Source organism: Streptomyces sp. NBC_00306 (assembly GCF_036169555.1).
Taxonomy (GTDB): Bacteria; Actinomycetota; Actinomycetes; order Streptomycetales; family Streptomycetaceae; genus Streptomyces; species Streptomyces achmelvichensis.
Map to the genome: position 1 here is coordinate 7,410,099 of NZ_CP108032.1, position 11,480 is coordinate 7,421,578.

Consider the following 11,480-nt stretch of genomic DNA (forward strand, 5'->3'; position numbering starts at 1 on the left):
CCAGGAGCAGCGGTACGTGAACACTCAGCCACCCGGTGAGCCGGGCCGCAACGACGGTCTGCCGGGACACGCCCACGGCGCCGTGCCCGCGGCCCGGGGCGGTGATCTCGTAGCGGCCACCGTGGACCCGGCTCCGGCCGAGGGCGACCGTTCGTCCGCGGTCGGACGGCTGGCCGCGACCGTCGACCGTCTCCGCAAGGAGGTGCAGGCGGCCCACGCCGCGGCGGACGGCCGTGCGCTGATCGAGCTCGCCAAGGGCATGCTGGTCGAGCGCCTGCGATGTGGTCCTGCCGAGGCGGCACGGCAGCTCGCGGACCTCGCCGACCAGGCCGGTCTCTCGCAGCTGGAGCTGGCCGCGGACATCATCAACGAGACGGCGCGCGACCGTCTCTCCGAGGCGGTGGGGGACTTCGTAACCAAGGCGGGCACGGCCACGCCGCCGGACGACACCGTCCGGTCCGCCGCGGTACGGCTGCGTACCGCCGAGAGCGCCGCACTGGCCGCCGACGACACCCAGGCGGTCGCCGAATCGCTCCTGGAGCACGCCCTCAGTCCCCTCGGTGCCACCGCCGTCGCCGTCTGGTCCGCGGGCCACGACGGCTCCCTCACCCTCGCCGGCCACGCCGGCTTCCCCACGGAGGAGGCCGGGCGCTGGCGCTATGTGCCGCCCGGCGTGGCGACCGTGGCCCGCCAGGCGCTGGCGGAGCGCCGGACCGTGTGGCTGCGGGAGTTCGCCGAGGCCGGCGTGCCGTCCATCCACGACGAGCCCACCACGGACGGGGGGCGCGTCGCCGTGCCCGCCGGCACCGGGGGCCGCATCCTCGGCGTCCTGGAGATCTGCTGGCCCCACCATCTGCCGCCGCAGCCGCCGCAGATACAGCGCCAGATGGAGGCGCTGGCCGAACTCTGCGCCCACACACTGGGGTCGCACCCGCCGGCGGTCCCCGGCTCCCCGCCCGCCGCGAGCCCGCTCCAGCAGGACCTCGCCGAACTGGTGGACCTCGTCGACTGCCTCCACGACCCGGCCCTCGTCCTGCTGCCCCACCTCGACACCGAAGGCCACCTCGTCGACTTCCGGATTCACCACGCCAACCGCAACTTCGCCGATCCGGCCGGGCGCCCCCGAGGCGCCGTGGCCGGAACGCTGATGCTGGAGGCCTACCCCATGGCCGCCGGTGACGGAGGACTGTTCGAGCAGGCCGAGCGGGTGTGGGCCACGGGCGAGGCGTTCCGCGCCTCCCGGATGGCCCTCACCGCACTGGTCGACCAGGTGCCGCTGGAAGCCGTCGCCGACGTCGGCATCAGCCGGCACGGCGGCTCGGTGCTGCTCATCTGGCGGATCGAGGACCAGGCGGCCAGGCTCGCCAGTCTGCTCCAGCACGCCCAACGCCTGGGCCGTATAGGAGGGTTCGAGGAGAACACCGTCACCGGTGAGATCACCTGGAACGATCAGCTCAGCAGCCTCTACGGACTGCCGTCCACCGCCGCACCGGTCTCACTGGAGCAACTGCCCGCGCACGCCCACCCCGACGACGCGGTCGCCATCGGACGCTTCCTGCGGACCCTGCTGCACAAGCGGCGGCCCGCCTCCACCGCCTTCCGGCTCCAACGCCCCGACGGGGTCACCCGGCACGTCCGTGTCATCGCCGAACCGGTGCTGGACCCCGCCGCCCGGCTCCTCGCCGTACGCGGCGCCTACCAGGACATCTCGTCGCAGCACTGGACCGAGGTCGCCCTGGCCGCGACGCGTGACCAACTCGCCCACACCGAACAGGAGTCGGCCGAACGCAACCGGCTCGCCCTGCAACTCCAGCACGCGATCATGCCACCCGCACGCGGTCCCCTCGACGCTCCCGGTCTGCGCGTCGGCGTGCGCTACCGGCCCGCCGAGACCGAGCACCTGGTCGGCGGTGACTGGTACGACGCCTTCGTTCTGCCCTCCAAGCAGGTCCTCGTCTGCGTGGGCGACATCGCGGGCCACGGCATCGAGGCGGCCACCAGCATGATCGTGCTGCGCAACGCGCTGCGCGGTCTCGCCGTCACCGGCGCCGGACCGGCACAGCTGCTGACCTGGCTCAACATCGTGGCCCACCATCTGACCGAACAGGTCACGGCCACGGCCGTCTGCGGACTGTACGACCCGGACCGCCGCACCCTGCGCTGGGCGCGGGCCGGGCATCTGCCGCCCGTCCTCGTGAGCGGCGAGACGACCGCCAACCTGCCGCTCATCAAGGGCATGCTCCTCGGCGCCGTCGCACAGGCGGCGTACGAGGAGGGCGAGGTCCAGCTGGAGGTCGGCGACACCCTGCTGATGTACACGGACGGACTGGTCGAGCGCAGGGACTCCTCGCTCCAGGACTCCCTGCGCCATCTGATCGTCACCGCGGGCCTGGCCACGCCCTCGCTGGAGCACCGGCTGGACCGGCTGCTCACGCACAGCAGGGCGGACACCGACGACGACACCTGCGTCGTCGGTATCCAGGTGGTGTGACCGCCGGGCCGCTGCCGGACAACCGGGAGCGGGGGCCGCTACTGCGAGGGCTTGCCGTCGTCGGCGCCGAGCCCGCGCTCGACCTCGCTCTGGTCCTGGAGCTTGCGCGCCTTCTCCTGCAGTCGCTGACGCCTCCGCGGGTCCGTCGACTGCTCAGCGGCTTCACTCAGCTGCTGTGCCTTGTCCCGCATCTGCTGGGCTCGGCCGGATTCACCTGCAATGCTCATCGTCACTCCTGCTCAGGCCGTGGTGGGGCTACTGCCGCGCGGGCGTACTCCGAGATAGCTCTCCGCCAGACGTACCGCCTCGAGGGCGGTGCGCCGGCCCATGAGGACGCACAACGTGGTTGCGGCATCCCGAAAGCTCGCGCTGATCTCGGCATCGGCCGGGTTGCGCAGCATGCGGCGTTCCTGCAGACGGTAGTTGCTCAGAAGCTCGGCGACCACAGGTTCGTTCGGCATCAGCATCAAGACCTCCCCGGACGCGGGTCTGATCCATTCTTCGCCCGGCCGTCCCCGCTTCGCCATTCGAGACCGGAAGCGGCCACCACGGAGCGTCAGCCGGGAGGCCGCGGAGGCGGTGGAGGCGGAGGCGGCGGAGGCGGTGGAGGCGGTGGAAGACGGTCGATGCCGGGCGCGGCCCCGGGCCACACCAGCAGCACCGGACACGGAGCGTGATCGACGACGAAACGCGTGGCGGGGCCGAGGCTGCGGGGACCCAGACGGTGCCGGTCGCCGTCCCGGGCGCAAACGAGCAGGTCGGCACCCTCGGCGGCGGTGACGACCTCACGCTCCACGCGGCCGTGCGCGAAACGGCGCTCGGCGGGTCTGCCGAGGCGTTCCGCGGCCCGGTCCAGGAGTTCGGCGGCGGCGGACGCAGAGAGGGCCGCCACCTGGTCCCCGGGGTCGCGTTCCGGGTGGCCGCGGCCGAGCAGACCCGCGAACGCTCCGTGAGCGGTCTCGGCCACGTCGTCGCCGGTGACGTACAGCAAGGTCACATCGGCCCGGGCGGGAACCTGCGCCCGTGCGGCATCCACGCACGCCCGCCACGTGCCCTCCGTGATCCAGATGATCACTGTCACGGATTCAGCCCCCTCCGGTCGCCTGCAACATCGCCCACAGGGCCATGGTGGCGGCGACAAGGGTCGGAGGCACAGTCCACAGGCCGAGGCGGGTGAAGTCGTCGAGGCCGGAATCGGTGTCGTGCTCCCGCAGGACCCGCCGCCACAGAAGGGTGGCGAGCGAGCCGACGTACGTGAGGTTCGGCCCGAGGTTCACGCCGATCAGCGCCGCCAGCACGGCTCCCGGACCGCTCGACGCGACGATCGGCAGCAGGGCGAGGATCGCGGGGAGGTTGTTGATGAGATTGGAGAGGACGGCCGCCAGGGCCGCGATCGCCAGCAGCGCGCCCAGGCTGTCTCCGTGCGGCAGCACCTGGCTGATGCCGCTCTCCAGCCCGTGGTCGACGACCGCCTTGACGACGACGCCCAGCGCGAGGACGAAGAGACAGAACTGCGGGCTCGCCGCCCCCACCATGGCCCGTACGGATGTCTTCCGCCGGACCAGCGCACGGACGCCGAGGACGACGGCGCCGCCCAGCGCCGCCCACGCCGGCTCGGCGCCCAGGAGCGAGGCGACGACGAATCCGGCGAGCGTCAGACCCAGGACGACGAGGGTGAAGACCGGTACGGCGACCCGCCCGGCCTTCGGCTCGTCCGGTGCGCCGGCGGCCAGGTCGGCGGCGAAGAAGCGGCGGAAGACCACGTACTCGATCACGATGACGATCAGCCAGGCGGGCGCCATCAGGACCGCGAACCGGGTGAAGGTCAGGCCGCTGGCGGTGAAGGCCAGCAGATTGGTCAGGTTGGACACCGGCAGCAGCAGCGACGCCGAATTGGCGAGATGGGCCGTGGCGTACACATGCGGGCGCGGTCTGGCTCCGACGCGGGTGGCGGCGGCGAACACCACCGGGGTCAGCAGCACGACGGTCGCGTCGAGGCTCAGGACGGCCGTGATCAGCGCCGCCGCCGCGAACACGCCCCCCAGCAGCCGGTCGGCCCGCCCCCGGCAGGCGCGGGCGACGACATCGCCGGCCGCGGTGAAGAGCCCGTCGACCGCACAGAGCTGAGCCAGGACCAGAACCGCGGCGAGGAAGCCCACGACCGGAAGGAGGCTCTGCGTCTGCTCCCAGGCCTCGGCGGGGGAGACCGCGCCGAGGGCCACGAGGAGCGCGGCCGCGGGGACCGCGGCGACGGCTTCCGGCCATCCGCGGGGGCGCGCCACGGCGAAGGCCAGTACGGCGAGCAGCAGGGCGACGGAGAGGATCTCGGCGACGACGGAGTTCAGAGTTACCCCAGGGAGCGGGAGGCGCGCGGCGGCGGTGACACCGGTCAGCATCGTACGTGGGCAGCGGGTTCCCGCCGACCGCGCCCGGACGTGCATCCGGTACCCGGGTACAGGTCTACCGTCGGGGAAGAGGGGCCGCACAAGGGGAGTGCGTACGTCACGGAAGAGGGAGCGGACATGACCATGTGGGTGCCGGAAGCCTGCACGCTGCCGACGACGGAGCAGCCACTGAGGCTCGCGGAGTTCGACGCCCTGTTCGCCCGCTCGTTGCACCGCGTCGAGCGGGTGGCGCCCAGGTCGGTGCGGCTGGTTCTCGACCCTGCGGCCGACGGACCGGCGCGCGAACTCGCCCGGCGGGAGAGCGCCTGCTGCTCGTTCTTCACCTTCGGTTTCACCGAGTCGGACGACGGCCGGACGGTGATGGAGGTGACGGCACCCGCCGCGTACGCCGACGTCGTGGACGCGCTCGCGGACCGGGCCGACGGAGCCCGGGAGGGGGCATGACCACCGTGGCCCTGCGCAGCGGCCGGGTCGCGGAGGCGGCCGGTGGAGGCCGCGGGGCACCGGCACACGGGAGCCGGGTTGGGGCCGCGAGCGGGCACGGAGCAGGATCGAGGAGACCGACGAATAGGTCGCCGACCTCATGACGGTCCGCATGACGGTCCGCGCCTCACTCGTCTTCGCGTCGGCGGTGGGCTGCGAGGATCTGACGGGATGTGCGGCGAGCCCCGGATGCCCGCTGCCTTTCACGGACGTGGCAGAGCAGACCTGACAGAGGGGGAGCGCGGTGGGGGCGAGTGCTGAGCACAGGGAGGACGGCAGTGGTGGGGGATGCCTCGCGTGCGATCTGATCTCCGGTACCGTCGCGCCCGCGGGCGGGACGGTCAGCCGGACCGGTCACTGGACCGTAGAACACTGCGTCGGACCGCTCGGACTCGGCACCCTCATCGTCAAGCCGCTCAGGCATGTCGTGCATGTCGCGGACCTCACCGCCGACGAGTCCGCCGAACTCGGCCCGCTGCTGCGCCGGACCAGCGAGGCCGTCACCGCGGTGACGAGCCCCGAGCAGGTGTACGTATGCCTCTGGTCGCACGCCGGCCGCGTCCCCGGCCACATCCACTTCGTCGTCCAGCCCGCCCGCGCCGATGACATGGCCCGGCACGACGCGTACGGTCCCGCGCTCCAGGTCGCCATGTTCGGAGCCGGCCGTGTACCCCGCGAGGCGGACGTGGTGGACGTCTGCGACCGCCTGCGTGCGGCCCTGGCCGAACCGGCCCTGTGACCTCTGCTGCCCGGCAGACGAAAAACCGCGGGCCCGGAGCCGCTTCGACTGCTAGCGTCCGCGGCATGAAGCGCGCCGACCTGACGACGACGCCGGAGAGTGTCCCGGCGCGCTGACTGCTGACCCAAGTCGAAGCCCCGGGGCGAGTGCCCCGGGGCTTCGCCGTGCGGCCACTCGCTCCCTTCCCGCGAGGAGACCGCCATGCACGACCACCGAAGGCTCGGACGTGAACTGGACCTGTTCGACACCGACCCGCTGATCGGCGCCGGTCTGCCGTACTGGCTGCCCGACGGAGCGGTCGTACGGCATGCGCTGGAGGAGTACATCCGCGGCGCGGAACAGCGGGCCGGCTACCGGCATGTGTACTCACCGGTGCTCGGAAAGCGAGAGCTGTACGAGATCTCCGGCCACTGGTCCCACTACAGCGAGGACATGTTCCCGCCCATGGACATCGGCGGGGAGCAGGTGGTGCTGCGTCCGAGCCTGTGTCCCCATCACGCGCTCATGTACCGCTCCCGACCGCACAGTTACCGCGAACTGCCCCTCAGAATGGCGGAGCTCGGAGGCATGTACCGCTCCGAACTCTCGGGCGTGCTCGGCGGGCTGACCCGTGTCCGGGCCATCCATCTCAACGACGCCCATGTCTTCTGCACCGCCGATCAGGTGGCCGAGGAGGCGCGGGCCGCCCTGGAGCTGATCCGTGAGGCGTACGACGTCCTCGGCATCCGGCCCGTCCGCCACCGGCTGTCCCTGCCCGGAGCGGGCGGGAAGTACGTGGCGGACCCGGGGATGTGGCAGCGGGCGGCCCTGCTGCTGCGGGAGGTGCTCGACGCGTCGGGCGTGCCGTACGAAGCCGTCGAGGGCGAGGCGGCGTTCTACGGTCCCAAGATCGACGTCCAGGTCGCGGACGACGCGGGCCGGGAGGCGACCCTGTCGACCGTGCAGATCGACTTCCATCAGCCCGGGCAGTTCGATCTGCACTACATCGGAGCCGACGGCGCGAAACACCGCCCGGTCATGGTCCACCGCAGCATCATCGGCAGCGTGGAGCGGGCCGTCGCGCACCTCATCGAGCTGTACGGCGGTGCCTTCCCGGCCTGGCTGGCACCCACCCAGCTGGTCGTCCTGCCGGTGACCGACGCACAGGTGCCGCGCTCCGCAGAGGTGGTGCGGCGGGCCGTCGAACAGGGGCTGCGGGCCGAGCTTTCGGGGCCGGAGCACGGCAGTCTGGGTGCGCGGATCAGGGCCGCCCGGCTCGTCCCGCACCAGGCGGTGATCGGCTCCGAGGAGGCCGCCGACGACCTGGTCGCCCTGCGCCTGCGGGACGGACGCCGGCTGAAGGCGCTGTCCGCGGACGAGGCCCTGGCCCGGATCGGTGCGCTCGTCGAGGTGCGCAGCCGCGAACTGTGGGACACCCCCGGCGAGTAGTCGACTCCCCGCTTTTGCCGAATCGGCAACAACCTTCGTACCGCTGCTCCCTGCCCCCGCATGATCGTGGGCAGCGGCGGCGGTGCGCCGGCCGCCGAACAGACGCAGACGTTCCCGGGGAGGAACCATGTCGCAGCCCACCGAGACACCCGCGCAGCCGACCGATGAGGCCGTACACCGCCTGGTGGATGTTCCGGGGGGCCGTATCCACCTGGTGGAACAGGGCAGCGGCCCGCTCGTCCTCCTGGTCCACGGGTTCCCCGAGTCGTGGTACTCCTGGCGCCACCAGCTTCCCGCCCTGGCCGCCGCGGGATACCGCGCCGTCGCGATCGACGTCCGCGGCTACGGACGTTCCTCGAAGCCCCGCGACGTGGACGCGTACCGGATGCTCGCCCATGTGGCCGACAACGTCGGCGTCGTACGCGCCCTCGGTGAGGAGACCGCGACGGTCGTGGGCCACGACTGGGGCTCACCCATCGCCTCCAGCTCGGCGCTGCTCCGCCCCGACGTCTTCACCGCCGCCGCCCTGCTCGGCGTGCCCTACGCACCGCGGGGCGGCGGGCGGCCGACGGAGCTCTTCGCACAGTTCGGCGGGGCGGCCGAGTTCTCCATGAGCTACTTCCAGGCGCCGGGCCGCGCCGAGTCGGAGATCGAGCCCGATGTACGGGGCTGGCTCGCCGGCTACTACGCCGCGCTCTCCGGCGACACCGCACCGTCGGACGGCGACGGCAGCCTGTTCTTCGTCCCGCCGGGGGCGCGGATGCGCGACCGCTTCCCGGGCGATGTCCGGCCGGCCTGGCTCACCGAGGCCGATCTCGACGTCTACGCCGGGGAGTTCGAGCGGTCCGGGCTGACCGGAGCGCTCAACCGGTACCGCAACATCGACCGCGACTGGGAGGACCTGGCAGCCTGGGACGGCGCGCCGCTCACCCAGCCCTCGCTGTTCATCGGCGGCGAACGCGACGCGTCCATCGTCTGGCTGGCGGACGCCATCAAGGCCTTCCCGGCGACACTGCCGGGCCTCGTCTCGTCGCACATCATCGAAGGCTGCGGCCACTGGGTCCAGCAGGAACGGGCGGACGAGGTCAACCGCCTGCTGGTCGACTGGCTGACCACGGTGCACCGGAACGCCTGACGCGGACCGTCCGCCGGTCGTCAGGACCGGTTGCTCTCCCACCGGTCGGCGTCCGGGTCGGCCGCGATCTGCCCGAGCGTGCGGCCGCTGCGGGCGGAGCGGGCCCGTTTGGGGTCGGGTGCGTCCTGGTCGGAGGCATGGGTGTCGTTCCGCTTCACCAGCATCCATGCCTCACGGTCGTCGTCGCCGTCTCCGCCGCGGAACCGCGTGAGCGCGTAACCGCCGTGCAGCTTGCGGCCGTCGAGCCAGAACGAGGCATGGCCCTTCTCCAGGGCCTTCTCGAACTCCTCGGGGCTGCCCTTCGGCCGGTAGGTGCCCTCGTCCCAGATGATCACCGTGCCGCCGCCGTACTGCCCCTCGGGGATGATGCCCTCGAAGTCCCGGTAGTCCAGCGGATGGTCCTCGGTCGGCATCGCGAGGCGCTTGTCGTGCGGATCGTGCGAGGGCCCCTTGGGGATCGCCCAGGACTTCAGAACGCCGTCGACCTCCAGCCGGAAGTCGAAATGGACGCTGCGGGCGTCGTGCAACTGGACGACGAACCGGGGGGCCGATCCGGACGCCGGGGCACCGCCCTGCGGCTCTCGCGTCTTGTCGAAGTCGCGCTTCCTGCGGTACTCGGACAGGTCGTCCTTCCCGGCCATGGTGAGCCGCCTTTCCTGTGGGGGCTTTCCCGTGCGGGCCTTCCCGTGCGGGCTTTCCCGTGCGGGGTGTGCCGGGCGGGTCAGCCCGCCGCCGGTTCCTCCCTGACCACGTCGGCCGGTTCCTTGTCGTCGCGCAGCCCGAGGAACCGGGGGTGGCGCAGCATGCCGTCACGCGTCCACTCCGTGAACCCGACCTGTGCGACGAGCCGAGGCTCCACCCAGTGCACGCCTCGCTCGCGGACCACTCCGGCGAAGGGGGACTGCCGCTGCCCCAGGCCGTCCAGCGCTCCGCGCAGCCGGCGGAGTGCGGCCTGGTCGTAGCCGGTGCCCACCTTTCCCGCGTACCTCAGTTCCCCGTCCGCGTAGTAGCCGATCAGCAGTGCGCCGAAGCCGACCCGGCTGCCCGCCGGTTCGGTGAATCCGCCGATGACGAACTCCTGCGCCTGGGCGCACTTGAGCTTCAGCCAGTCGGGTGAACGCCGGGGCAGGTAGGACCCCTCGGCCCGCTTGGCGATGAGGCCTTCCCAGCCCCGGGCGCACGCCTCGTCCAGCTCGCGCTGCCCGCCCTGATTGCGGTGCGGTGTGAAGCGCACGGGAGGAGCGAAGTCCAGCGCGCGCCGCAGCAGTGACTTGCGTGTCCGCAGCGGCAGACGCCGGAGATCCTTCCCGTCGAGCGTGAGCAGATCGAAGAGGTAGTACGTCACCGCGACCCCGCTCGCGCGCGCCTTCCGCGGGTCGGTCAACTGCATGCGCTGCTGGAGCCGGCTGAAGTCGGTGCGGCCGTGGGAGTACGCCACGATCTCGCCGTCCACCGTGAAGTCCTCGCACGACTGCGCCGCCAGCGCCTCCACCAGCTCGGGATAGCTGTTGTTCATGGCGCGGCCCGTGCGCGACAGCAGCCGCGTCCCCTCGGGGGCGCGGACGGTCAGCGCCCGGATGCCGTCGAGTTTGCGCTCGAAGACCCAGGTGTCGTCGAAGACGCGGCGGTCGCTGAGCACCGCCAGCATCGGGTGCGTCGCGAGGTCGTCCCCGGAGGGGGCGGCGCTCAGCAGGCGCCGCTGCGCGGCGGGAAGCGCGTCGAGGAGGCCGCTCATGGGAAGCGTGCCGAGTCGGGGCCGCGCGTCACGGCCCGCGGACTCAGCGGCCGACGGCCCTGGCCAGCTGGGCCTTCGTCATCGAGGACCGTCCCTCGACGCCCTTCTTCTTCGCCTCGGCGTACAGCTGGTCCTTCGTCGGCCCCTGCGCACCGCTGTGCGAACGCTCGCCGCCACGCTGAGAGGCGGACTTCGGGTCCTGGGTGGACGTCCTGCTCGCCGTCTTCGCCTCGCCGGAACGCGCGCGCTCCTTGTTCACGGTGCGCGAGGCGATCTCCTTGGCACGGCCGGTGGAGGCGCCGCGTTCCTCGGCACTCTCCTTGATGTGTTCGTACTGACGCTCGCGCTTGGGGCTGGAACCTCGCGGCATGGCCGTCTCCTCGTACTCCTTGTGCGTCCGATTCCCGTGGTGCGCCGGTCCGCGCGGCCGAAGGCCACGCTCCGGTATGGGCCGTCGGTACCCGGATCTCGGCCGGGAACACACCCACTTTCCACCGATTGGTCTCTTCGTGCACCGCGAGCGTGGTGTCCGTCCTGGCGGGTACCCGAGCGGCGGAACCGGCGGCCGCGGGCACGCGGTCGTCCGTCGGAGGTCGGAGGAGGACAGTGCGATGACTCAGAAGGTTCGCGAGATCATGACCGGCCCACCGGTCACCGTCGGCGCGCTCACCGCCGTCAGCGAGGTCGCGCACCGGATGCGGGACGCGGACATCGGCGCCGTCCTCGTCACCGACGGGGATCGGCTGCGCGGTCTGGTCACCGACCGGGACCTGGTGGTCAGGGTGATGGCCGAGGGGCGGAACCCCGACGACACGACAGCGCAGGAAGCCTGCAGCGACGAACCCGTCACGGTCGCCGCCGAAGACGACGTGCTGCGGGCCGTGCAGCTGATGCGCAAGCACTCGCTGCGCCGGCTGCCCGTGCTCGACGGCGGGAAGCCCGTGGGCATCATCGCCCTGGGGGACCTGGCCATCGAGCGCGACCCCACATCGGCACTCGGCGACATCAGCTCCACTCCGCCGAACGACTGACCCCGCGGCCCGTGCCGGACGGCGTCGACCTGA

General features: G+C 72.1%; 12 protein-coding genes and 1 pseudogene. 6 read left to right on the top strand and 7 right to left on the bottom strand.

The genetic code is table 11. From position 1 onward, the window contains the following. Positions 1 to 16: 16 nt before the first annotated feature. Positions 17 to 2,491, top strand: coding sequence for a SpoIIE family protein phosphatase (locus tag OHA05_RS33135; RefSeq protein WP_413777699.1), 2,475 nt, complete (start codon positions 17 to 19; stop codon positions 2,489 to 2,491). Positions 2,492 to 2,529: 38 nt separating this feature from the next. Here the strand turns inward: OHA05_RS33135 and OHA05_RS33140 are convergent, their stop codons facing one another. From OHA05_RS33140 to OHA05_RS33155, 4 genes are all read right to left on the bottom strand, one after another. Next, positions 2,530 to 2,718 (bottom strand): DUF6381 family protein, encoded by a 189-nt coding sequence (locus tag OHA05_RS33140; protein ID WP_313942553.1) that lies wholly within the window; start codon positions 2,716 to 2,718, stop codon positions 2,530 to 2,532. 12 nt (positions 2,719 to 2,730) lie between these two features. Next, positions 2,731 to 2,958 (bottom strand): DUF5133 domain-containing protein, encoded by a 228-nt coding sequence (locus OHA05_RS33145; protein ID WP_313942552.1) that lies wholly within the window; start codon positions 2,956 to 2,958, stop codon positions 2,731 to 2,733. 89 nt (positions 2,959 to 3,047) lie between these two features. Next, positions 3,048 to 3,572, bottom strand: a complete 525-nt coding sequence (locus OHA05_RS33150; RefSeq protein ID WP_328862584.1) for a universal stress protein — start codon at positions 3,570 to 3,572, stop codon at positions 3,048 to 3,050. A 4-nt stretch (positions 3,573 to 3,576) separates the two neighbouring features. Then, positions 3,577 to 4,887, bottom strand: a complete 1,311-nt coding sequence (locus OHA05_RS33155) for an SLC13 family permease (protein WP_328862585.1) — start codon at positions 4,885 to 4,887, stop codon at positions 3,577 to 3,579. A gap of 126 nt (positions 4,888 to 5,013) precedes the next feature. Between OHA05_RS33155 and OHA05_RS33160 the strand changes: the two genes are divergently transcribed. The 4 genes and pseudogenes from OHA05_RS33160 (at position 5,014) to OHA05_RS33175 (ending at position 8,681) form a co-directional block, all read left to right on the top strand. Beyond that, on the top strand, positions 5,014 to 5,340 hold the full coding sequence (locus OHA05_RS33160) for a hypothetical protein (protein WP_313942549.1): 327 nt from the start codon (positions 5,014 to 5,016) through the stop codon (positions 5,338 to 5,340). Between the two features lie 283 nt (positions 5,341 to 5,623). Continuing rightward, a complete protein-coding gene (locus OHA05_RS33165) occupies positions 5,624 to 6,118 on the top strand; it encodes an HIT family protein (RefSeq protein WP_313942548.1) in 495 nt (164 codons plus the stop codon). A gap of 135 nt (positions 6,119 to 6,253) precedes the next feature. Beyond that, a pseudogene (thrS, locus tag OHA05_RS33170) lies at positions 6,254 to 7,546 on the top strand (threonine--tRNA ligase); the annotation flags it as partial. 127 nt (positions 7,547 to 7,673) lie between these two features. Continuing rightward, the gene (locus tag OHA05_RS33175; protein ID WP_313942547.1) at positions 7,674 to 8,681 is read left to right on the top strand and encodes an alpha/beta fold hydrolase; all 1,008 of its coding nucleotides are present in this window, start codon (positions 7,674 to 7,676) and stop codon (positions 8,679 to 8,681) included. A 20-nt stretch (positions 8,682 to 8,701) separates the two neighbouring features. On the opposite strand, the gene OHA05_RS33180 is transcribed toward OHA05_RS33175, so the two are convergent. The 3 genes from OHA05_RS33180 to OHA05_RS33190 all read right to left on the bottom strand — a co-directional run bounded on the left by OHA05_RS33180 (position 8,702) and on the right by OHA05_RS33190 (position 10,786). After that, positions 8,702 to 9,322: a DNA polymerase ligase N-terminal domain-containing protein gene (locus tag OHA05_RS33180; protein ID WP_313942546.1), complete on the bottom strand. Its 621-nt coding sequence runs from the start codon at positions 9,320 to 9,322 to the stop codon at positions 8,702 to 8,704. A gap of 80 nt (positions 9,323 to 9,402) precedes the next feature. Beyond that, positions 9,403 to 10,416 carry a non-homologous end-joining DNA ligase gene (gene ligD, locus OHA05_RS33185; protein ID WP_328862586.1) on the bottom strand — a complete coding sequence of 338 codons (1,014 nt, stop codon included), beginning with the start codon at positions 10,414 to 10,416 and terminating at the stop codon, positions 9,403 to 9,405. A 43-nt stretch (positions 10,417 to 10,459) separates the two neighbouring features. Continuing rightward, entirely contained in the window at positions 10,460 to 10,786 is a 327-nt protein-coding gene (locus OHA05_RS33190; protein ID WP_313942544.1) for a plasmid stabilization protein, read from the bottom strand. A 241-nt stretch (positions 10,787 to 11,027) separates the two neighbouring features. Between OHA05_RS33190 and OHA05_RS33195 the strand changes: the two genes are divergently transcribed. Next, positions 11,028 to 11,447, top strand: coding sequence for a CBS domain-containing protein (locus OHA05_RS33195; protein ID WP_328862587.1), 420 nt, complete (start codon positions 11,028 to 11,030; stop codon positions 11,445 to 11,447). Positions 11,448 to 11,480: the final 33 nt, after the last annotated feature.